The 22,972-nt window shown below is 39.5% G+C and carries 21 protein-coding genes and 1 other annotated feature; of the genes, 5 read left to right on the top strand and 16 right to left on the bottom strand.

What is annotated here, in order from left to right:
• Positions 1-26: 26 nt before the first annotated feature.
• From J7E67_RS02660 to J7E67_RS02650, 3 genes are read right to left on the bottom strand one after another with little or no spacing between them, the layout of a single operon-like run.
• Positions 27-1,163: a zinc-dependent alcohol dehydrogenase gene (locus tag J7E67_RS02660; protein WP_214730900.1), complete on the bottom strand. Its 1,137-nt coding sequence runs from the start codon at positions 1,161-1,163 to the stop codon at positions 27-29.
• Between the two features lie 18 nt (positions 1,164-1,181).
• Positions 1,182-1,541, bottom strand: coding sequence for a spore coat protein (locus tag J7E67_RS02655; RefSeq protein ID WP_214730899.1), 360 nt, complete (start codon positions 1,539-1,541; stop codon positions 1,182-1,184).
• Between the two features lie 14 nt (positions 1,542-1,555).
• The gene (locus J7E67_RS02650; RefSeq protein WP_168245424.1) at positions 1,556-1,765 is read right to left on the bottom strand and encodes a spore coat protein; all 210 of its coding nucleotides are present in this window, start codon (positions 1,763-1,765) and stop codon (positions 1,556-1,558) included.
• Between the two features lie 138 nt (positions 1,766-1,903).
• Between J7E67_RS02650 and J7E67_RS02645 the strand changes: the two genes are divergently transcribed.
• A complete protein-coding gene (locus tag J7E67_RS02645; RefSeq protein ID WP_168245425.1) occupies positions 1,904-2,110 on the top strand; it encodes a hypothetical protein in 207 nt (68 codons plus the stop codon).
• Positions 2,107-2,430, top strand: a complete 324-nt coding sequence (locus tag J7E67_RS02640; protein WP_214716586.1) for a spore coat protein — start codon at positions 2,107-2,109, stop codon at positions 2,428-2,430. Before J7E67_RS02645 ends, J7E67_RS02640 begins: the two co-directional genes overlap by 4 nt.
• 28 nt (positions 2,431-2,458) lie before the next feature.
• Here J7E67_RS02640 and J7E67_RS02635 read toward each other — a convergent pair whose 3' ends face one another.
• The 10 genes from J7E67_RS02635 to J7E67_RS02590 all read right to left on the bottom strand — a co-directional run bounded on the left by J7E67_RS02635 (position 2,459) and on the right by J7E67_RS02590 (position 14,270).
• A complete protein-coding gene (locus J7E67_RS02635) occupies positions 2,459-3,958 on the bottom strand; it encodes an acyl-CoA synthetase (protein ID WP_214730898.1) in 1,500 nt (499 codons plus the stop codon).
• Positions 3,959-4,114: 156 nt separating this feature from the next.
• Complete coding sequence (gene phaZ, locus J7E67_RS02630) at positions 4,115-5,011, bottom strand: intracellular short-chain-length polyhydroxyalkanoate depolymerase (protein WP_214730897.1); 897 nt, start codon at positions 5,009-5,011, stop codon at positions 4,115-4,117.
• Positions 5,004-6,026, bottom strand: a complete 1,023-nt coding sequence (locus tag J7E67_RS02625; RefSeq protein WP_214730896.1) for a 3-oxoacyl-ACP synthase — start codon at positions 6,024-6,026, stop codon at positions 5,004-5,006. The genes phaZ and J7E67_RS02625 overlap by 8 nt, the downstream gene beginning before the upstream one ends.
• A gap of 18 nt (positions 6,027-6,044) precedes the next feature.
• Positions 6,045-6,224 carry a hypothetical protein gene (locus tag J7E67_RS02620; RefSeq protein WP_088089358.1) on the bottom strand — a complete coding sequence of 60 codons (180 nt, stop codon included), beginning with the start codon at positions 6,222-6,224 and terminating at the stop codon, positions 6,045-6,047.
• Positions 6,225-6,236: 12 nt separating this feature from the next.
• The gene (locus J7E67_RS02615; RefSeq protein ID WP_374102991.1) at positions 6,237-7,235 is read right to left on the bottom strand and encodes a branched-chain amino acid ABC transporter permease; all 999 of its coding nucleotides are present in this window, start codon (positions 7,233-7,235) and stop codon (positions 6,237-6,239) included.
• Between the two features lie 7 nt (positions 7,236-7,242).
• On the bottom strand, positions 7,243-8,103 hold the full coding sequence (locus J7E67_RS02610) for a branched-chain amino acid ABC transporter permease (protein WP_168245429.1): 861 nt from the start codon (positions 8,101-8,103) through the stop codon (positions 7,243-7,245).
• An 18-nt stretch (positions 8,104-8,121) separates the two neighbouring features.
• Positions 8,122-8,829 carry an ABC transporter ATP-binding protein gene (locus J7E67_RS02605; RefSeq protein ID WP_214730895.1) on the bottom strand — a complete coding sequence of 236 codons (708 nt, stop codon included), beginning with the start codon at positions 8,827-8,829 and terminating at the stop codon, positions 8,122-8,124.
• Positions 8,807-9,580: an ABC transporter ATP-binding protein gene (locus J7E67_RS02600; protein WP_214730894.1), complete on the bottom strand. Its 774-nt coding sequence runs from the start codon at positions 9,578-9,580 to the stop codon at positions 8,807-8,809. The genes J7E67_RS02605 and J7E67_RS02600 overlap by 23 nt, the downstream gene beginning before the upstream one ends.
• Before the next feature lie 104 nt (positions 9,581-9,684).
• Positions 9,685-10,866: a substrate-binding domain-containing protein gene (locus J7E67_RS02595; protein WP_214716609.1), complete on the bottom strand. Its 1,182-nt coding sequence runs from the start codon at positions 10,864-10,866 to the stop codon at positions 9,685-9,687.
• Positions 10,867-11,021: 155 nt separating this feature from the next.
• The gene (locus J7E67_RS02590) at positions 11,022-14,270 is read right to left on the bottom strand and encodes a winged helix-turn-helix domain-containing protein (RefSeq protein ID WP_214730893.1); all 3,249 of its coding nucleotides are present in this window, start codon (positions 14,268-14,270) and stop codon (positions 11,022-11,024) included.
• A 185-nt stretch (positions 14,271-14,455) separates the two neighbouring features.
• Between J7E67_RS02590 and J7E67_RS02585 the strand changes: the two genes are divergently transcribed.
• Both J7E67_RS02585 and J7E67_RS02580 read left to right on the top strand, forming a co-directional pair.
• Positions 14,456-14,599, top strand: coding sequence for a hypothetical protein (locus J7E67_RS02585; protein ID WP_214716579.1), 144 nt, complete (start codon positions 14,456-14,458; stop codon positions 14,597-14,599).
• A 92-nt stretch (positions 14,600-14,691) separates the two neighbouring features.
• On the top strand, positions 14,692-17,241 hold the full coding sequence (locus J7E67_RS02580) for an EAL domain-containing protein (RefSeq protein ID WP_214730891.1): 2,550 nt from the start codon (positions 14,692-14,694) through the stop codon (positions 17,239-17,241).
• Here the strand turns inward: J7E67_RS02580 and thrB are convergent.
• Positions 17,234-18,151: a homoserine kinase gene (gene thrB, locus J7E67_RS02575; RefSeq protein ID WP_214730889.1), complete on the bottom strand. Its 918-nt coding sequence runs from the start codon at positions 18,149-18,151 to the stop codon at positions 17,234-17,236. The two genes, J7E67_RS02580 and thrB, sit on opposite strands and share 8 nt — an antisense overlap.
• Before the next feature lie 98 nt (positions 18,152-18,249).
• Entirely contained in the window at positions 18,250-19,545 is a 1,296-nt protein-coding gene (locus J7E67_RS02570; RefSeq protein WP_214716576.1) for a homoserine dehydrogenase, read from the bottom strand.
• 288 nt (positions 19,546-19,833) lie between these two features.
• Positions 19,834-20,046: a binding site (T-box leader), on the top strand.
• Between the two features lie 63 nt (positions 20,047-20,109).
• Between J7E67_RS02570 and serA the strand changes: the two genes are divergently transcribed.
• Positions 20,110-21,753, top strand: a complete 1,644-nt coding sequence (gene serA / locus J7E67_RS02565) for a phosphoglycerate dehydrogenase (protein WP_214716575.1) — start codon at positions 20,110-20,112, stop codon at positions 21,751-21,753.
• Between the two features lie 45 nt (positions 21,754-21,798).
• Here the strand turns inward: serA and J7E67_RS02560 are convergent, their stop codons facing one another.
• On the bottom strand, positions 21,799-22,923 hold the full coding sequence (locus J7E67_RS02560) for an HAD family hydrolase (RefSeq protein ID WP_214730887.1): 1,125 nt from the start codon (positions 22,921-22,923) through the stop codon (positions 21,799-21,801).
• Positions 22,924-22,972 lie beyond the last annotated feature (49 nt).

Genomic DNA, 22,972 nt, shown 5'->3' with positions numbered 1-22,972 from the left:
ATTTTATTTTATCAAGGAACAGGGTATTACGGTTTCAGGATAACTTTAATACAATCTTCCATTTTTGTATCAAATACTTCATACCCATGTTTTGCTTGGTCCAAGGGCAGTACATGGGTGATAATGTCCCCAGGGTCAAGCTTTCCTCCATTTATCATATCGTATAGGAACGGCATATAAGGAATAACTGGGGCCTGTCCAGTCTTAATATCCACGTTTCGTTGGAAAATATCTCCTAGCGGAAAAGCATTATATCGACCGCCATATGCACCTGTTATTTGAATGGTTCCGCATTTTCGGACTGCTTGACTAGCAATGACAATCGCGCCCATCGACCCACCATGAAGTTTCATGCCCGAAGCAAGAAATTCAAGCGGTGTCCATTTTCCATCCATTCCGACTGCATCAATCACGATGTCTGCCCCGCCTTGGGTAATTTCCTTTAGATATTCTCCAGTGTTAGCATGTTGTTCAAAATTAACAATTTCCACCTTATTTGTTCGTTTGGCATGCTGCAAACGGTAATCAATATAATCAACTGCAATCACTCGTTTTGCACCATTTAACCATGCAAATTTTTGGGCTAGCAATCCCACCGGACCGCAGCCAAGAATAATAACCGTATCACCATCTTTTACACCAGCATGATCAACACTCCAATAAGCAGTTGGAGCTGCATCAGCAAGTAACGCTAGTTTTTCATCTTCCACCTCACAATTTTCTGGAATCTTAAATGGGGTGAAATTCCCATATGGGACGCGCATGTATTCAGCCTGTCCCCCTGCATAACCACCGGTTAATTCAGAATAACCGAAGAAACCTCCAATTTCTCCATGAGGATTGGAATTATCACATTGACTTGTTAGGTCATTAGTACAATACCAACAATGACCGCAACTAACATTGAATGGAATTATCACTCGGTCACCTTTTTTAAGTTTAGTAACTTCTGGGCCAACCTCTTCGACTACTCCCATCGGCTCGTGACCAATAACATAGTCTGTTGGCAAGCTTGGAATCATCGCATGAATTAAATGTAAATCGGAACCGCATATCGCTGAAGAAGTAATTTTCACAATGATATCATCAGCATTTTTTATTTCTGGATCTTTGACCTCTTTTACTTGAACATTTTTTATGCCTTGGTATGTAACTGCCTTCATTCAGTTTTCTCCCTCCTATTATTTGTTTGGCGTCGCGAACATGCCAAGGCGGTCCGTATCGTTAGGGAAAAGGTTTAATTGGGCAATTTGCACGGCTGTTTCAGCAGACTTCAAATCAATCGGGAATTGTTCCTTTAGATTATGAGGATGAAGCCAGCCCTTTTTAACCATTAAGTCAGAAATTTCCGTGTGCAAATCAATCGCTGCTTCCATTTGTTTATGTAAAGCCCTTCTAAGTTCAGGATTGGCGGTTTCGGTTATCGCAAAACCGTAGTTGCGTATTCCTGTTTTCACGGCCAGTAAAAAGTCCATGGCAAAAGCTGAATCTGCCAAGTCCGGCATTCCTTCTGCGTTCCTTGGATCTAAATAGTCCTCCAATTTTTCCACCTCACTTATTGTAGTAGTTGGCTTTGTTTATAGAAACCGATAAGTTCATTAATATCTTTAATCGTTTGCTGTACATCTTTTTGCATCAGTGCTTTTAGTTCATTATCGAAACAGATTCCTTGCATTAATTTTGATTTAAGCAAGCAAACCGTTTTAAAGTTTAGAATTTCATGGGTTTCCATCGTCTCATGTAAACCCAAGCTACCCTCCTCCATATAAACACCTCCAGTTTCTTAACATATGTATTTTCCCCTTTTGTCGTTTCCTTTTATGCAGATGATAAGGTGAATAAACTGGGATTATCTAAGAAAATATAATGAGGATAAAGTATGTTCGTGTTGGAGGGAACAAAAATGACAAAGTATTTAGGCCTTCATGAAACATTAGACCTTCATGAATTGTTATCATTTAAAAATCTTTGCTTAACTAAGGCGACAACGATGAGTGTTTTGGCCCAAGACGAGGAACTGAAGACAATACTTTCAGGGGATGTCACTACAGGTACCCAGCATATACAACAGCTACAGCAGTTTTTGAGAGATCGGAGGGAAAAGCAGTGAATCATTTCATTCAAAACATGATGGGAATGGGCGGAATGACTGACCAAGTCATTGCAACTGACTTTCTCATTTCCGCAAAGGCCGGTGTGAGAAATTATGCTGTTGCGATTACGGAAACCGCTACACCAGAATTGAAAGCAGCCTTACGAGCACAATTAAATGACGCCATTGCTACACATGAAAAAATAACCAACTTTATGGTAGCAAAGGGTTTTTATCATCCACATGATCTAAGTGAGCAGCTGCAGGTGGACCTAACAGTGTCAGATACGGCATTAAATCTTGCACAAAAGAAGGAAAATGCCTCGATTAGATTATAAGAAAAAGGGAGAACGCTTTGTTCTCCCTTTAAATGATCGTGCACATTTCCTTTAATTTCTTTTTATCTATTTTTCCCACATGGGTTTTTGGCAGTTCTTCTAAGAAAATGAATTGCTTTGGAATTTTGTATCGACCTAATTTATGCTCGCAATAAGGTCTCAATTCTTCCTCTCCTACAGTTGAAGAGTCTTTTAACACAATAAAAGCGGTTACAATTTCGCCCCATTTTTTATCCGGCAATCCGAGGACTGCGACCTCATCTATGTCTGGGTGTTCCGCGAGCCATTGCTCTATTTCAAGCGGATATACATTCTCTCCGCCTGTGATAATCATATCTTTCTTCCGGCCGACAATATAATAGAAGCCTTCTTCATCCCTTTTGGCTAAATCCCCTGTATGAATCCAGCCCTCCATCAACGTTTCCGATGTTGCTTGTTCATTATTCCAATAAAACGAAAAAGCATGCTTCCCTTTAATTAATAGTTCACCAACCTCATTGTTTTCTGCTTCTTGGCCATCTGGTTTTACTAATTTTATCGAATTAAACAGCATCGGTTTACCGACAGACCCACGTTTTATTTGGGCATCTTCCGGGCTAATATAAAAATTATTCGGCCCTGCTTCCGTTAACCCATACCCCTCTTTAAAGGCTAACCCCTTTTTTTGAAAAGCCTCATATATTTGTAGAGGACAGGGCGCAGCACCTGATAAAAAGATTTTCATTGTCGGAAAATCGCTGCCTTGAAAGTCATCGGTTTGAATGAGCAAATGATACATGGTAGGCACCAAGAGAATTATCGTACAGCGATGACGATTGATGGATTCCACTGCCTTTTGTCCGGTAAATTGATCGCCTATAACAACAGTTCCACCAATCATAAGGACAGGGATACTAAGCGCATTTATTCCACCCGTATGAAACATCGGTAAATAATTTACCGTAACATCCTCAGCTGTTAAGCTCCAACTTATTATTGTGTTCATTGCATTCCATAAGATTGACTGATGACTTAACACTACACCCTTAGGTTTACCGGTTGTTCCCCCTGTATAAATCATCGCCAACGGGTCGGTTTCAATGATATCTTCTGTAAAACTATCTCTAATTGGATACGAAGAAATTTCAAGATAATTTTCCGCTCTAATTAAAAAGGAATTCGGGCAAACGTTGGTTAATTGTTCGTAGATCGTCTCAAATTGCTGATGAATACCAATAAACACGGGTGTACAATCCTGCAGTATTTCGCTGATCTCCTGCTGCGATAATCGCCAATTCAGAGGAACCAAGATGGCTCCCAATTTTCCACAGGCAAATAATAAATCAAAATAGCTAATATCATTAGGTGATAAAAGGGCAACCCGATCGCCTTTTCTAACACCTTGGGACAGAAGCCAGCTTGCTACAGACTTTGCACGTTCATTTACTTCTTTAAACGTCCAAGCTTGGTTTGTTTTTTCATCTATAATTGCATCCTTTTCCGGAGATAATCTTGCTCTATTATCAAGCCAATCCAGTTCCCACCTCACCGAATAATCGCTCCTTCACTACTAGATGCAACTATCTTACTGATTTCCAGTTACAAGGGAGTTACATAATCAGACTTTATTATCGGATAAGAAAGGTTATCGACTCATTTTTGAAGGATATCTACAAATTGCTCACGTGTAACCCTCTTCTTATCTTTATAATTCATTATCTAAAAATTGTGTAATTGCGTTTACTAGCTGTGGAAGATCATCCACCAATGGGGAGTGACCACAATTCTTTAACTCAATAAACCTAGCTTTTTCCCCTAGGTCCTCTAGTAATTCCTTCGTCATGTCTCCAGTTACCACAAAATCACGGTCTCCGCTTAGCACCAGTACTGGTACCGTAATATCATCCACTTTCCCATTTCCTTCAACTAGTCCATTATGATGGTGGCTGATATTAAACGTGTTATTGGAATGATGAACCTCAGCTAAGTTCCGCTGGGTTCTCATATCTTGAACATACGCATCATAAAGTTCAGGTGCAGGCTGATTGTGAGTATAGATAACAGCGTTCCAAATGAGCTTCAATAATTCAGTGTTATTCGTGTCATAAGCGGTTTGGACAGGTATTGTTTTCGTAACATCCCTTTTGATCTCTTCATGTAACGCAAATCTCCGCGGCTCATCATTTTCATTTAATTTCCCGTCAAATGGATAGCCACGGGTGGATTCGGATGCTAATAAAATAAGTTTGTTTGCATACCCAGGGTAATCCGCCACAAACTGCATAGCAACCGCACCACCGGTTGACCATCCAACAACCGCAAAATCCTTTAAGCCTATTTCATCAACAAACAGCTTTACATCATCTGAAAAATCTTTTATAGACATTACTAGTTGGTTATAGGTTGAACCGCCAAATCCTCGTAAGTCAACCGCATATAGTTTATATTTGGCATCCAAATTCTCAAGCACCAAATCCCAGTGCTTCGAAGAAGTCATATTTCCGTGGATTAACAAAACTTTTATTTCTCCTCCATCCCTTTCCCGATAAGTAAGTGTTTCGCCATTTGTAAGTTTAGCTTCCTTTAATGTCACATTAACCATCCAGATCAACCTTCCCCCATTTAATAGTAGTAGCTCCCCACGCATAGCCAATTCCAGCACTAACTAAAACGACAACATCGCCTTCTTTTACTTTTCCATCTGATAAGGCCAACTCCAAGGACAATATCTGATCAATTTGCCCGATATGACCATAATCTTCTAGATAAATAGACTGCTCTTCGGACAAACCCAGTTCTTTTAAAACATATTCATGTGCGGACTTTTTCATGTGAAGGATACCAAGATAAGAAATATCCTTCTCGCTAAACCCACTTTTCCTTAAAGATTCACGAATGACCTTTAGAAAATTATTCATTGATTTCTGTTCGAGGCGCTCCTTCATACCTTCTGGATCGAGAACATCGAGCTTATTAAGCCGCTGAGCAATAGCCTCTTTTGTAATGGGGTTCTTAGTCCCTCCGGAAACAACGACGACGTCATCTGAAAAAGAACCATCAGTAATTATTTCCGTTTCCATTAATAGGTTTTCGTTATGCCCTTTTTTTAAAAGTATCGCTCCACCGCCAGCACCGAGATTAAACATGAAACGGGTCCTTGGATTGTCGTAATCAATGAAATCCACATTCCGATACCCACCTGCAAGAAGAACCGTTTCAATACCTGGATCAGCAATCATCATAGATTTTGCTACTTTTAATGCCATGACAGTTGTTCCGCATCTTAAGGCAACATCAAATGCCCATGCATTCAAAGCTCCAACTGCTTCTTGAAGTTTAATACCAGCGGTCCACAGAGGGTATTCCTTATGTTCCTCACCAATATAAATGACAAGGTCAATCTCCATTGGATCGATTCCTGCTTTAGCAATAGCTTGTTTGGCAGCGACGATCCCCATTTCACACGTATGGTCTTCTGGTCCTGGGATATACTTTTTCTTTATGCCCATTTTTTCTTCAACAACTGAAACAGGGATATCGGCCATTTCTACAATTTCTTTTCCAGTCAAAAATTGTTCAGGCAAATAAATGCCCGTGCTCAGGATCCCGATTTGCAAACCTAATCACCTACCTCTCTATGCTTTTTCCGCCATTGCCTTCATAAAAATCAGCGCTTCTTCAATCGATTCAAATAATGTTTCTCTGTCCTCTTGAACATGGGTAACTTTTATTCTCCATTGTTTCTCGCCTGTTTCCTTCTCAAAAGCGGCCAACTGAAACCGAACAACAAAAGAAGCAATTTGATTTAACTCCATTCCTTCCTCCTTCTATCCCGCCAGTTTCCCCTCTTTTTTTGCGGATGGTTGTTTTTTTCTTTTCCATGAAAGCGTACTTAACGTACCAACAATTCCACGAGGGAAAAACATCACCACCAAGATATAAATTATCCCGAAGAAGATTATCCAACGCTCAAAAATCCAATGCTCTTTCGCTAATTCTGTCAGCCAATCATGAGCAAATTCAATTAATCCTGCCCCGATAATTGCCCCAATTAATGTTCCAACCCCGCCAATGATCGTCATTAATAAGGCATCTAAGGTGATATCCATTGAGAACACACTCGTATTCACAAATCGGAGCGAAATCGCATATAAAATCCCTGCAACACCCGCCAGTACTCCAGATACAACACTTGCGGCAATTTTATAATGAAGAACATGATACCCTAATGATTCCGTTCTCTGCTCATTTTCTCTAATTGCCTGTAACACGCGTCCCAACGGTGAATTGGTAAATCGCTTCAGGATGAGAAAAACGGCAACCATAACAATAAGACTGAGGAGATAAAAATTAGTTCGGTCAATAAACAATTCTGGGACCCGAAAAGTGAACCCATCATTTCCATAGGTCAAGGTCCGCCACTTTTCCGCTAGGACGAGGAAAAGGCCAGATAAAGATAGGGTTAGCATTGCGTAAAAATGACTTTTCAAACGTAGTGTAAGCAACCCAACAATGAAGCTGACCACAGCTGTAAGCACAATTGTTGTTAAGACTGCCAGTAAAAAGAAAATAAGCGTTGGTTCAAATCGTTTCATAAAAATGCCCATTGAATAAGCTCCAATTCCAAAAAACATGGCATGCCCAAATGAGACGATTCCCGTAAAGCCCAATAAGAGGTCATAGCTCATCGCAAAAATTGAAAACACAAACACTTGTGTTAACAAAATCAATAGATTTCTAGATTCATAAACAAAAGGTAATAGCAGCAGAAAAGCGGCGACGACTAAAAATATCGCTGTCATTCTATTCCCTTGAATAAATCTCAATGTATTTTCACCCCTTCGCTCCAAATAAACCCTGCGGCCGAATAATAAGGACAATTGCCATTAGGAGCATATTAACTGCCAGTGAGAGGTCCGGGACATAATAGGCCATAAAAGAACCGGAAAGCCCTACTAAGATGGCGGCTAAAACGGAGCCCTTAAAATTGCCCATCCCCCCAATGACGACAACAATGAACGCTAAAATGGCAAACTCCATTCCCATACCCGCATGGATTACTCCCGAATATGGTCCAAGGAGGACACCACCTAGAGCAGCCATTCCGGCACCAATCATAAACACAAACATAAATACCCTTTGAATATTGATTCCAAGCGCCTGAACCATTTCTTTATTCATGACGCCAGCTCGGACCACTAGACCAATTTTGGTCTTTTTGAGTAAAAATTGAACGCCGGTAAAAATGAGAAATCCCACAAAAATGATAAAGACTCGATACTTAATAATAATGACACCGCCAAGCTCCCAGCTTCCTTTTAAATAATCGGGGGGCGATGCGGTTATTTGATTAGGACCCCAAATGACTTTCAGCATTTCGGATAAAACCAGCATTAAACCAAGAGTAATTAATATTTGCTGGACATGATTTCCATACACCGGTTTAATGATCCACTTTTCGGTAATAATCCCTAACAGAAATCCTGTTAGGATGGCGCCAATAATTCCAATCATAAAGCTGCCTGTTTTCGAGTAAATCCAAAGACCACTATAAGCTCCCCAGGCAAATAACCCGCCATGAGCAAAATTCAGCACGTCCATCAAACCAAAAATGAGGGTTAAACCGGCGGCTAATAAAAAAATCAGCATCCCTGTTGCCAAGCCATTTAAGGTTAAATTCATGAGTAATTCCACAAAGATGTTCCCCCTTCCTTACGCAATCCCTAAATATTTTCGTTTCATTTCTTCATCTTCTTTTAATTGCTTCATTGTTCCCTGACTTACAGTTCTTCCATCATCGATAATGTAAAAACAATCACCAATCGTGCTTGCCATCATGAAATTTTGTTCCACTAACACAATGGTGGTTTGATCTTTCATTTGTAAAATAGATTCCATCACCTTCTCAACCACGATGGGGGCCAAGCCTTTACTAGGCTCGTCAATTAACAAGAGCTCGTTTTCATTTACATAGGCTCTGGCAATCGAAAGCATTTGTTTTTGCCCGCCGCTTAAAAGGCCGCCTGGTTTTTTCCAAAACTTTTTCAAGTCTGGAAACAACTCTAAAATCGAATCCATCCTTTTAGCCGTTTCTTCATTTTCTTTCTGAATTGCCACGCGCATATTTTCCTCTACGGTTAAACCTGCAAAAATCCCTTGATCTTCGGGGACATAGCCGATACCCTTTTTAGCAATGGTATAGGTGGGAAGTGTTTGTATTGTTTCTCCTTTAAAAGCAATACTTCCCTTCGAAGCTGGATTTAGTCCCATAATGGTTCGTAATGTCGTCGTTTTTCCTGCTCCATTTCTTCCAAGCAGTACCGTTACTTCGCCTTTTTTCACCTCAAAGGAAACACCTTGTAGAATATGGTATTGACCAATATGCGTTTCTACTTGATCAAGCTTCAACAGGTCGTTCATCAAAATGACCTCCTAAATAGGCAGACTGAACGGTTTCATTTTTCATGATTTCTTCAGGAGTTCCGTCTGCTAGCAGTCTTCCATTAAATAACACCATCACTGAATCTGATAGATCCAAAATCATATCCATTTTGTGTTCAATCAGGACAATCGTCCGGTTCGCTTGTTCTTTTATTTTCTTAATAACTTCTAATATCGCTGGAACTTCTTCAAGCGACATCCCCGCTGTTGGCTCATCTAATAAAAGTACCTCAGTTTCAAGAGCCAGCAGCATCGCAATCTCAAGCTTCCGCTTTTCCCCATGCGCGAGGTTACTTGCTAGTGAATTCTTTTTTTCATCTAATAGGACCAATTTCAACCACTCAAGAGCCTTTTCTTCAAATACCCGGTACTTTTTATAGTGGAACAACATTTGGTAACGAATTCCTGCTTGCGATTGAACGGCTAACCTGACATTTTCTAAGACTGTTAGATTTGGAAAGACATTAGTGATTTGAAAAGAACGGCCGATTCCCACCCTTGTTCGATTCGTAGATGAAAATCTCGTAATATCTTTGCCGCGATAATATATTTTTCCTTTAGTAGGAGTTAATTGTCCGCTTAACAGGTTGAAAAAGGTTGTTTTCCCGGCCCCATTTGGGCCAATAATTGACTTGAAGTGTTTTTCAGGAACGGAAATACTGACGGAATCCACTGCAGTATGACCGCCAAACGTAATTGATAAATCATCGGTTTCAATAAGTGTAGACATTCGTTTCACCACCTAAGTTCTTAGCGTAAAATAAGGAAGAGGGTGACCAGCAATTTATGTCGGTCAAACCCTCGTCATTTTTTATCAGTTGAGATGACTTTAACTTATTTATTCCGTATTGGTGGTGCAGTTTCTTCAGGAGATAGCTCCCTGATCAGTACTGGGACTGGGTATGGAACACCATCTTTCTTCTCCAGCTTAATTGCATACAAGGTTTGCAGTGCCTGGTGATCCTCTGGTCGGTAAGTCATCTTTCCTTTCGGTGTTTCAAAGCTCATACCTTCCATGGTTTCGATTAATTTATCAGCATCTGCAGAACCTTCCGTTTTCTTCAATGCCTCTACAATCGAAATAGCAGCACTCATCCCCCCTGGGGTAAATAAATCAGGAACTTCGTTGTTAAATCTCTTCTTATGTTCCGCTACGAGCCAGTCGTTAATTTTATTTTTCGGCAGGTCATGATAATAAACAGTAAAACCTTCCATCCCAATCAACGGCTCCATTGTTGATAAAGCAGCAATATCCGGGGCTCCAGTCGAAATTTTGATTCCTTTTTCTTGAACCTTCATATCGGACAACTGTTTCCAAGGGGAGTTTGCTCCAGCCCATACCACAAATAAGTAATCAGGTTTTGCGTCAACTATTTTTTGAATATTAGAAGTAAAATCTGTCGCTGCTGGATCCGCATATTCTTCCTTCACGATTTCAGCACCCAGCTTTTGGGCGGCTTTCTTAAAAGCAGCAACACCATCACGACCAAACGAATAATCCGGAGCAAGTGTCGCTATTTTCACTCCCTTTTTTGCAATCGTTGCAGCACCTGCTACGGCATCTTGAGAAGAGTTACGTGCTGAATGGAACATATACTTATTAAACTCTGAACCTGTAATGCTATCAGCTGCTGCAGGTTCAACCACCATTATCTTTTGATATTCTTCAGCGAGCGGTAAGACGGCCAAGGTATCCGCAGAACTGGAGGATCCAACAAGGAAATCTACCTTATCTTCCTCTAATAGCTTTGTTGCTTTTTGCACAGCTACTTCCGGCTTCGTTTCTGTGTCTTCCACAATGAATTCAATTTTTCTGCCAGCAACCTCCAATTTACCTTCGGTTGCATAATCAAGGCCTAGCTCAAAACCTCTTAAGGTTTGCTTTCCGTAGGCTTCTAAAGCCCCAGTTTTGGAGGCAAGCACGCCAATTTTGATTGGATCTTTATTTTCCGAACCACCATTGTCTTTCGAGTCTGATGATGATTGATCTGAGCTGCATGCACTGGCAAACATCATCACAAAAATAAGTAAACCTAAAATTGCCCATTTCCCTCTATTACCCTTCACTCTTTTTCCCCCTTAAAATGTTTAATATCAAAATGGCATAGCTTTGATTTTATGATAGGAGATGGAAGTTACAAACTAGTTACAAAAATAGAAGCAGCCTCTTATTAAGGCTGCTTCATTGGATGGACGACTTTTTCTGATTCAATGATCATCTGATACATATGCTTAGTCGGTTCTAACGGAGTTACTCCTAGTTCTTCCTCTAATACATCTGTACATTTTTGATACCATTTCATCGCTTGAGGACGGTTATTTTTCCGGTAATAACAATACATGAGCAAACGATACGCTTCTTCCCATGTTCGGTCGCGTTCAAGGATTTTTTCACACCAGAATATAGCCGTCTCGTAATTTTCCTTGCGGACCATTAACTGGGCCATTTTCTCGGCCCCTCGTAAAAAATAAACGAGCATGCTCTCTCTTTTGTTAATACACCAATCATCATAACGGCGGTCAGGTAAGTATTCTCCTTGATAAAGTTGCAAGCCCTTTTCTAAAAAGTTAATGACTTTATCAGGATCAGATTCTTGTAATCCTTCTAGAATCCATGTTTGAAATTGGGTCGTATCTAATTCAATCACAGCATTCGGATTTAGCCCATAGAACAAGCCTTCCCTTATTATAAAAAATGGTGCAGCTCTCGCCTTCCGTAATGGTTCCAGCACATTTTGCAGACTATTTAAGGCCACTTTAAAATCACGGTCCGCACTTTTTTTATCTTGATAGGGCCAAAGGATTTGAATGATTTCATCCTTGGCAATCGATTCACTTACTGTAATTAATAACTGAAACAACTCCTTGGCTTTTTCTCTTTGCCACTCCTTCTCCCTAACTTCCTTCTCACCGAGCCATAGTTTGAATTGACCAAGAGTTTGAACCCGAATTGTGTAACCAGGATGTGCTTCAAACATGGCCACTCCCATTTCCCGAAGGATTTTCTCGACATATGGTTTTTGAATTTCCTCTTTCTTGCATTCAATTAACAAAGGTACAAACACTTGCAAATCCTTTGGACTAAATACAGATCTCTTCTGAAAAAAGAATTCAAAATCGTGAACTTGGACGGAACGTAAGAATTCAGTCATCGTTTTCATAAATAAATCTGTTTCTTTCTGTAAATAATAAATATAGGAAAACCAGAACTTGCTTAACATTAGCCCAAATGAATCTTCACATTGTTCGAATAAAGAATTGGCTTTTTCTAAAAACAGATAGGCCTTAGGCAGCCGTTGATTATAAATACAGGCGATCCCCATGCAAAGGGTAATTAAAGCAGAAAGCCAGACATCATGGACTTTCTCTGTCTCTTGAAGAGCTTTTTCGCCTGCATCTAAGGCCCGTTGGAGTTCTCCACTCGTTCCATATAAAATACAGAGACCCATTAGTGGTTCCGCTTTCCCTCTGTCGACATTCAATTGATCCATAATTTCTAAAGCAGTCTGGTAGCAGTTTTCAGCTAAGTTTAATTCATATTTATTTAGAATCTGTACGGAATGACCCATGCGAATCCAGCCACATGCCTCAACAAATGGGGCCTTTAGGCTTATTCCTTGCTGAATTCCCGCTTGTGCAAGTTCTTTTGCCTTTAATCCCTCGCCCGTAAACGCTTCAATTAATGATAGTAATAAATTGGTTTCACGGTGTGCTTGCGGCAGGGACGTAACCTTAGCCCCGTTCTTTTCCTCTTGAAACAGATAAAGCAATTTCTTCGCCTCATCAAAACGCCCGGTTCTTAAATACAATCTTGCTTGTAAATTTCCGTTCGGACTTGAAGACTTCGATTCCTGTGTCTTTTTGATCCATTTTTCTGCCTCAGATGATTTACCCGAGTTTAGCAGATTCTCCGATAGCAATTGATAAAGTTTACCCTTTTCCTCAACTGAACCATTGGTTTTTTCTCGATAGGTTATTGCCTCATATAAATACCTCTCAGCATGCTGCGGCTGAATTGTATCTAGATAAATTTTGGCTTTCCCTTCTAATGCTTTACTCATCCCAAGATAATCTTGCCTTTTTTCTGCCATAGAATAGGTCCGATTATAACAATCCTCTGCCTCTGTATAGTGGGAACGATAGCGATGGACTTCTGCTTTTAAATACCAAAGATGGTAATAAACATCCATATCTGAATCAGGAATCATCGTTAACTGATCATATAAGCTTTCCAATTTTCCGCTTTCAAGCATCGTTAAGCCATTCAATTGTAAGATGGAGGCAATCGCTTGATAGTGATTGATTTTTTTATAATGATGGAGTGCTGCCTCCCACAGTTTCCTTTTCTCATAAAAACGAGCACATTTTTCGTGGAGTCTAGCATAGTTTCCCGGGTTATTTTTTTGAAAAATATTTTCGAGAAACTCTTTAAATAAGGCATGATAACGGTAGTGAGTTAATCCAATCTTTTGGATAAATAAATTTCGGTCTTTTAGCTGTTCAAGCATACTGGAGGCTCCATGAATCCCAATTACCTCATCACATATTTCTTCCTCTATCTCTTCAAAGATTGAAGTTTGTTCTAGAAACTGCTGGATTATTAGGGGCTGCTTTGAAAAGACTTCCATTACTAAATACTGAAAAAAGTCTTGAAGGGAATGCGAAGAGTGTTCAAAAAGCTCAGATATATCATTCTTTAGTGGAATCTGAGTGGCAATCATGCACAAAGCTATAACCCAGCCTTCTGTCATTTGGTAGATGGTTTGGAGGTGTTGAGATTCAACTTCTAATCCGTAAAGATCTGTTAATAACAGGTCCATCTCTTCAATCGTAAGGACTAGGTCATCTCTTGTAATCTCTAATAATTGCCCACAGACCTTCATTTTCGTCAGATGCTTCCATCCTGGACAGCTCCGGCTTGAAATAACTAAATGAAAATTGGCAGGGATGTGTTCAAGTAATTTTTCAATCCAGCTATTGATGGCATAGGAATGTTCAATTTGATGGAAGTCATCGAGGATTAAAGTAATCTCTTCATTTATCGATAAGATTTCATTAATAAACAGGGAACACAAAACACCTAATTCCTCATCGCGAATATAACGATCCATTGATTCGATGTATGTAACTAGTTCGGTTCCAAAGTCAGGAGTAATTCCGCGAATGGAATGGATGATATAGGTGAGAAAAGGAAGGATATCATCATCGATCGATGAAATGGAGTACCAGCAGCCTGGAATTTTTTCATCCCTCATAAATAAAGCAAGTGCCGTACTTTTCCCAAAACCAGCCCCAGAATGAATAAGGGTCAAAGGGTATTCAGGGATTTTCTTCATTTTCTGAGTAAGCTTAGCCCTTCTGATAAAGTCATCTTTTACAACTGGAATGCGCAGCTTTGTTTGAATGATCGGCAGATTCAAATGATCGGCCCCCTTTCCATTTTCGCAATATTTACACTATTTTACCATATTGGGAGTAATAAGTGTACGAGTAGGAAGGAAAACACAATCAATTGTTAATTTAAACATAAGTGGGGATTTTTTCTATGTAATTAAAAATAAATAATGGAAAAAACTATAGAAATAAGAACTAAGGAGGGGTTTCTATGCTTGAAAAATGTTTTTATTGTACCACTGAGATTGAAGAAAGACAGTTGCACTATGTCTCATTTGTATCCTCAAACCAGGAAAGAAATGAATCACTTTGTGATGAATGTTATAAAGAATGGTTGGAAGGTTTGAAAGGTTAAAATCCTATTTGGTAGTGAAGTTATAACAAAACAGCTGTGACTCCTCCCCTATAAAAATGGGTGGGTCACAGTTTAATTGGAGTGTTGCGTCATTGTCCATCAAAAAAAAGATGCCATTGATTTTTTGCTTGTTGGTTTTTTTGATTTTATTAACCAATAATGCCTTTCATTATATTCGTTCAAAAAACCAGCTGCTCGAAACTAATGAAAGAGAAATTGAAATGATCACTCAAGAAGTGTCATTCCAAGTTGAGAATATAAGAGAAGGCACATTGTATGTTGAAGATATTCATGCCAGAGAATTAAGGACAGCATCGTTAGCGATAAAACATGCACTGCCACCTAACTATCAAGATATTACAAATGAGCAACTAAAGAAACTTGCCCAAGAAGTAATGGTATCGCATATAACCCTTTTAGCGAAAACTGCAGATGATATTATTGGTGTTCGGTCATCAGACCATAAGGAAATTAATATGTCTACCAAGGGATGGGGATATTGGTATGATGCCTTTCACCAATTGTTTGCGTTAACGCCTGTTTCTGTTGGAAAAGGTTTAACCTTGCCTTACTTTTGGTCTGGGCCGATTGAGATTGCTTCTTCCAATCCCAAGCATACGGATAAATGGGGCTATTATTTTGATGGCACGACCAACTATATTATCAATCCTTATTTTCGTGACAATGAAGTATTAGAGTATGAACGACGATTTGGACCTGGGGAAGTAATAAAAGGTTTTACAAAAGAACGAGGCATCTTAGAACTGACAGTGTTCAATCCAAAGAACTTCGGTAAAAAGAAAGAAGTTGTCACTTTAAACGGTAATAGTTATATTCGTATTTCTGCCAAACCAGTATGGTACGGATCATATAGATATAAAAACTATCAAGTTGATGCAAAATTTATTAAACAGGCGATAAATTCAAAACAAGTGCAATCCTACAGGGATGATCTTAATGGTAAAGATATAATGAAAACCTTTGTACCAGTTTTCTCCACACCCTCTGAACCATTTGTCATCGGCCTTGTTTATAATTATGGGCTCATTGAGAAAGAACTCACTCATGAACTTTTTGTTCATATTTTACTTTCCTTCTTTATTATGATTATCGTATTTATTATCAGTTTGATTTTTTCCCGTTCGATTACACAGCCAATCGGTTATATAGTTGAGCAAATGAATGAAATTGCACAAGGTAACTTTAATAATAAATTACACTTAAAACGAAAAGATGAATTAGGCCTGCTTACGGAAAATGTGAATGCCTTATCTAATGATTTGCAGAACTATGTGAATGATTTGAATAAGAGCAAAGAATTAATTGAATACCAGGCATATCATGATCCATTAACTGGTTTGTCTAACAGAAGATATTTTTCAGAAAAATTAAAACCTACTATCGAACACGCAAAAGAAACCGGTGAAACGGTTTCGGTTTTATTCATTGATATGGATCGTTTTAAACAGGTGAATGACTCCTTTGGACATAACAAAGGGGATGAAATACTGAAAATCGTTGCCGAGCGGATTACTGCGTGTTTGCCTAGTGATAATAGTATCATTACTAGACAAGGCGGTGATGAATTTATTATTTTGCTAATGAATCTTGACCTCTCAGCAACAAAAGCTACAGCAGAAAAAGTTGTCAATACTCTTAAAAAAACCTATCTATTAGATGGCAACGACATTTATCTCAGTGCAAGCTGTGGTATTAGCTTATTTCCAGAGCATACAAAAAATATGGAAGCGCTCGTTGTTTATGCTGACGTTGCAATGTACTCTGCGAAAAAGCAAGGTGGTAACAAAGTCATCGTTTATACCGAGAAATTAATAGAGTCGAACATTGAAAGACCAAAACTTGAAGCTAGGTTACGGAAGGCCATTGAAAATGGCAAGGTAGAAGTTTATTATCAACCGAAGGTTACTGTTGATTCCGGTAAAATTTATGGAGCTGAGGCACTATTAAGATGGAATGATGATGAACTCGGATTTGTCTCACCCGAACTGTTTATTCCGATTGCTGAAGATATTGGCTTAATCCATCCTTTATGGGAATTTGTTATGAAGGAAGCTTGTCATCAGGTGTGCAAGTGGAATCGTAACCGTCCTAACCCGATATCAGTTTCAGTTAATTTCTCGGCCCATCAATTTCATGAACCTTTTAGCATGGTAAAACATGTCACAGAGATTCTGAAGGAAAGTCAATTGGGTTCTAATAATTTTGAAATAGAAATTACCGAAAGCATTCTCTTGAATAATTCAACGGAAATTATTCAATCACTTAAATTGCTTAAAAGCATGGGCATTGCTATTTCGATTGATGATTTTGGAACAGGATATTCTTCCTTAAGCTATTTGAGAAATTTACCAATCGATACCTTGAAAATTGATAAATCATTCATTCAAGATATCCATGAAGATTATGCAAATTCAGAGATCCCAGAGGCGATTATTAACCTTGCTCGAAGTCTCCATCTCAATGTAATCGCAGAGGGCGTCGAAAAAGAGTATCAAAGAGATTTTTTACTATCGAAAAATTGCATTCAAATGCAGGGCTATTTATTCAGCAAACCGTTAAACACAGAGGAGTTTGAGCAATACCTTCGAAAGGATCAAAATAAAAGTGGAGAGATTATTTAATAAATCTCTCCACCATATTAACCCTGCTTCCTCTATAATCTATATTTAGTATCTTCGCTGACATAGTTGAAAATGCACTTTGGATTCCTTGTGCGAGCTGGTTTCCTTTTCCCTTCTCCGTAAAACAAAGAACAGTTGGTCCTGCACCGCTTAGTGCCACTCCGAATGCACCATTGGATTTAGCATAATCTACTATTTCTTGATAGAAGTTAATCAATGGTTTTCGGTACGGTTGGTGAAAAAGGTCCTGCTCCATCATTTTCCCTGCCATCTCCCAGTTTTGAGTTAATAGGGCCGCTACCAAAAGATTTGCAGTAGAAGAAGCTTGAATGGCCTCTTCACGAGAAAAAGCTGCTGGAAGCACCCCGCGTGAGTCCTTTGTTAAGAGGATCTCATCTGGAATAACTGCTACCATCTCAAAAGAAATATTAGAAAAGCTTAATATATCTACTTCGTTTTGTTTATATGAGCCGATGACCAGTCCACCGAAAAGAGAAGCACCCACATTATCTGGATGACCCTCAATCTCTGTTGCGATTAGTAGCTTTTCTTGCTGTGTTAGACCTAGCCTTCCTACCGTATCCGCTAGTTCAATCCCCGCAACTATCGCTGCTGCACTTGAACCAAGCCCACGTGCTAGCGGAATATCACTTTCGACTTTTATTTTGCAAGGATGTAATTCGATGCCATAGTTAGATGCCGTTTTAATAGCAATCTGACAGATAAAATGGGTCTCATCAGTTGGGAGGGATTTCAATTCATCACAAGCAGACTGAATATCCCACTTTTGGCTCTCCTCCACCTCTAACGTCAAATACAAATCAACAGCTAGTCCCATTGAATCAAAGCCTGGGCCTAGATTTGCTGTACTTGCAGGTACATTGATGGTAAAACGATCATTTAATGTCACTATAGACAACTCCTCGAATATGTTCAGTCACTGCCTTTTCATCATTTGGTAATGGGATTGGCTTACTCGTATATATTCTTCTAATAATCCTGGCCAGCTTATAACGATTTCCTCACTACCCGATACGCACTTTTTATTTCCTTAACTGCCTGGAGATCATTTAATTCTTGTAAAATTTGATCATAATTAGTTAATGATGCTCGATGTGTCACTAAAACAATTTCTGATGTTTCGTTTTTCTTAACAGGCAGCTGTAAGATCTTTTCAAAGCTGACTCCATATTTTGCAAAGATGGTGGTGATATCAGCGAAAACACCAACCTCATCTTGCACATGAATCCTTAAGAAATATTTAGAGTATTTCTCCCCATTATCTTTTAATTGCTTTGGATATTGAGGTGTCACAGCACTTCGTCCATTTACCCCAAGCCTTAGATTTTTGATTACCGCGACTAAGTCCGAAACGATTGCAGTTGCAGTTGGCAAGCTTCCAGCACCTGGTCCATAAAACATAGTTTCACCAACCGATTCACCATAAACGTAAACGGCATTATATTCATTTTGTACCGAAGCAAGTGGATGATTATTTGATAAGAACGTAGGGGCCACACTTACCTCGACTTTTTCCCCTTCACGATGGGCATAGCCAATTAGTTTCATCGTATATCCTAATTGTTTTCCATAGCGCAAATCTTCATCGGTTACCTTCGAAATACCGGACACCTGTACATCTTCCAAATCAATATGCATCGAAAAGCCTAATGTCGCTAAGATTGTCATTTTACGGGCGGCATCTAGTCCTTCTACATCCGAGGTAGGATCTGCTTCGGCAAACCCAAGGTCCTGTGCTTCCTTGAGGACCTCTTCATAGGAACGGCCTTCGTCGCTCATTTTGGTTAGTATATAATTGGTTGTTCCATTTACAATTCCCATCAGCTGCTTAATTCGGTCAGAGGCAAGTCCATCGACTAATCCTCGCAGAATGGGGATCCCTCCGGCAACACTTGCTTCATAAAACAAATCACAGCCGTGTTCAGAAGCTACGGTTAACAGTTCCGAACCATGCAAGGCCATTAGATCCTTATTCGCTGTAACAACATGCTTACCTTGACGAAGGGCAGTGATTAAATAATCTTTTGTATCTTGTACTCCGCCCATTACCTCGATTACAACATCAATTTCCTCATCGAAAAGGATTTCTTCCGTGTTTGAGGTTAAAACCTTAGCATCTATTTCAACTGGTCTAATTTTATGTATATCTTGGACAAGTATCTTTTTTATTACAACCGGGCAGCCCACCTGGTGGATTAATTTATCTTGATTTTTTTCAATAATTTTTACTACCCCACAACCTACAGTGCCTAAACCCAATAACCCAATCGAGATTGCTTTCATGTTTTACCCTCCTACTTATTTGTCCACTCAAGGCATACAATTGTTTCTCTGTTGTAGACATTATATGATTCTCTTTATTTTTTTACAATAGGTTTGTTTCTAGTAATTATAGTGTAACCGCTTACTACCGTATTATAAAGGGATTACTATTATTGAGCAAAATTTTTCAGCAAAATCTGAAATATTTTTTCTCTTTTATCCCTTTACAATATTGAAGGTATGGTTGTAGAATAATCACTATATTCAGTTATTTTTTGAAATTTCAATCTTTTAGAGATCTTCCATAAATGAAAAGTGATGACGAAGACGGTATTAAGAAAATGCTTCAGAGAGCTGGTGCTTGCTGCGAACCAGTGCAGTTTTCTTAAGATGCCCAGCCCTTCTGAACTGGCCGCCGAAAGTTTTAGTAGGCGGTGCCCGGTTGAAACCGTTAACTTGTTGAGGCTGCTTTTATTTTGCAGCAAAAGAGGGTGGCACCACGCGTTTATTCACGTCCCTCATAACAAGACAATTCTGTCTGTTATGAGGGACGTTTTTTATTAGAAATTAAAGGAGGATTCAAAAATGTTTAAAGTCCTTGTTACCGATGGAATTAGCAATACGGGGTTGAAAAGCTTAATAGATCATCCTAATTTTACGGTAGACCGACAGCCAACACTTCCGACAGACGAGTTAAAAACCATCATTGGCGAATACGATGCTCTTATTGTCCGGAGCCAAACGAAAGTAAGTGAAGAACTGCTCAAAGCAGCTGGCCGTCTCCGTGTGATCGCTAGAGCAGGTGTCGGGGTCGATAACATTGATGTGAATGCGGCAACTAGAAAAGGGATTATTGTCATCAATGCACCTGGTGCTAATACAATTGCAGCAACCGAGCATACCTTGGCAATGATGTTATCATTAGCAAGAAAAATTCCCCAAGCCCATCAGAAAACGACCTCCGGCGAATGGGACCGTAACTCCTTTAAAGGGGTGGAATTATATAAGAAAACACTTGGCGTAATTGGCATGGGTAAAATTGGAACTGAAGTGGCGAAACGAGCAAAAAGCTTTGGGATGAACATTTTAGGGTTTGATCCCTATCTAACTGATGAGCGCGCAAAGAAACTGGGCATGACGAAAGCCAGTCTCGATTTAATTGCTCAAGAATCAGATTTTATTACGATTCATACACCTCTAACCAATGACACAAGAGGACTTATTAATGATGACTATTTGCGAAAAACCAAAAAAGGGGTCCGTTTTGTCAATTGTGCGCGCGGCGGTGTTATCGACGAAAAGGCACTAGTTAGAGCCATTCAGACAGGGCATGTGGCTGGAGCAGCCCTTGATGTTTTTGAAAAAGAGCCTGTTGCCGACCCAGAATTACTGCAAAATCCAAATATTATTGTAACACCGCATCTAGGGGCTTCCACGGTTGAAGCTCAAGAAAAAGTTGCCCAAGAGGTAAGTGCAGAAATCATTGAGATTTTCGAATCTCAATCCATTCAAAACGCGGTTAATATGCCGCAAATGTCAGGGGAAACACAGGCGAAACTGCAGCCATACTTACTGCTTGGTGATCAAATGGGGCAGCTTGTCATTCAATTATTAAACAAACAGGCACCTACTAAAATTGAAATTAATTATTATGGCGAATTAATCGGTGAAGATACAGAATTGTTAACTCGTACGATGCTTAAAGGTGTCCTATCTTATCATTTAAGCGATTCGGTCAATTTAATTAATGCTCTTCACCTGTTGAAGGAACAAGGAGTTTCCTATAATGTTGTAAAAAATGCTTCGAATAAAGGCTTTGCAAATTATATGGAACTGAGTGTTACCAATAATTTTGAGACGGCCAAAATTGGTGCTACGGTCTTAAATGGCTACGGAGCTAGAATTCTAAAAATCAATCAATACCGGATTGATGTCAAACCAGAAAAATACCTGTTATATATTAAGCATCGTGACGTACCAGGGATGGTTGGTAAGGTCGGTTCTCTATTGGGTGATCACCAAATCAATATTGGAACAATGCAGGTTGGTCGAACAGAGGTCGGCGGCGAAGCTATCATGGTTTTAACCCTGGATAAGACATTAAATGCTAATGTCATTCACGCCTTAAAATTAATTGATGGACTAGAGGAAGCACAAGTCTTGGAGTTATCAAATGTGGATTCTTTTGAACCGGGACGTATGGAAATAGAAAAAGTAGAAAGTATCTAGGCAGGGGAAGAGGGATTGCGATCAAGCAATCCCTCCTTTTTGCACCTATAATATCCCTTTCAAATCGAGCACCGTATCAAGAATATATTCTGCTTCATGCTTTTCAAAATCACTTCTCGCATCTTTTCCTGACAGACCAGTTAACACCGCGGCAAACGGGCAGCCCAGTTGTCGAGCCGCTAACAAATCCGCCAATGAGTCGCCAACCACTAGAACGGTCTCCGCATTTTCAAGCGGCAAACGCGTATTTAAACAATCCTGAACTGATGCTTCTTTTCCGAGAAGTCCCATGATATATGTAAATGGATGCGGCTTCGACAGCGACTTCCTTTCGGGCAGCTCTTTTTCCGCCATTAGCACTTCATCAGCGGTGACGATCCGATTCACTTCAAAATGCTTTAACCAATCTAAATGCTGGAACGGCTGAATTGTTTCTAATTCAGGCCTGCCTGTCCCGATTCCAATCGTGAAACCTGATGAATTTAAGAATTGAAATAACTCATCAATTTCCTGCCTCGGGGCTAATGTGGTTTCATTTGCCAGAAAGCCCTTTTTCCCCTTTTGAACCGAGGGTCTTCCCGTAGAGGCAAGAACATGTTCATCCCCCACATACCATTCTTGGGATACATGCTCACAAACGGACCAAAGTTCTCCCTTTTTAAAAATAGAAGTTTCGACCCCAAGTTTCTCCTTCGCCAACTCATTCAAATAACTAAACAATTCCTGCTTCGTTGCTTCTGAGCGTGAAAACTCTTCCACAAACAAACTGAAATTCATCTTTACACGATAATTACTCAACACCCTGCCAATCTCCAATAATGTTTCTCTATTGATTGGTGCCTGACACCATTTAGTGATTTTCTCAAATTCAGTATCCTTAATTTGTGACAACAGGTGGATAAGTTGGTGGCAGAATGATAGATAGATCATGTCCCAGTTGGCGTTTAAGCCGCGTGATTTCATAAACTTGAGAACTTTATCGTTTTCAAATACTAACTCTCTTATTTCCTTGATTTCATCTTCACTATAATCCGTTATAAACTGCTCTGGTTCAAGTCCCAAGTAATTACAGCTAATCAACATCTCCCAAACGGTTAAGGCGGAAGCATCAAAATAATGCTCCTCGCTTAAAAGTACCCCATCTACGTCAAACAAAATTGTTTTAATCACTTATCCCACCCTCATTTCCCAGTTTGCTTTTATACGCTATCGTAACACA

The organism is Bacillus sp. ISL-46 (assembly GCF_018613205.1).
Note: the sequence above shows the minus strand (reverse complement) of the source record. Positions and strands in the feature narration are given on the sequence as shown.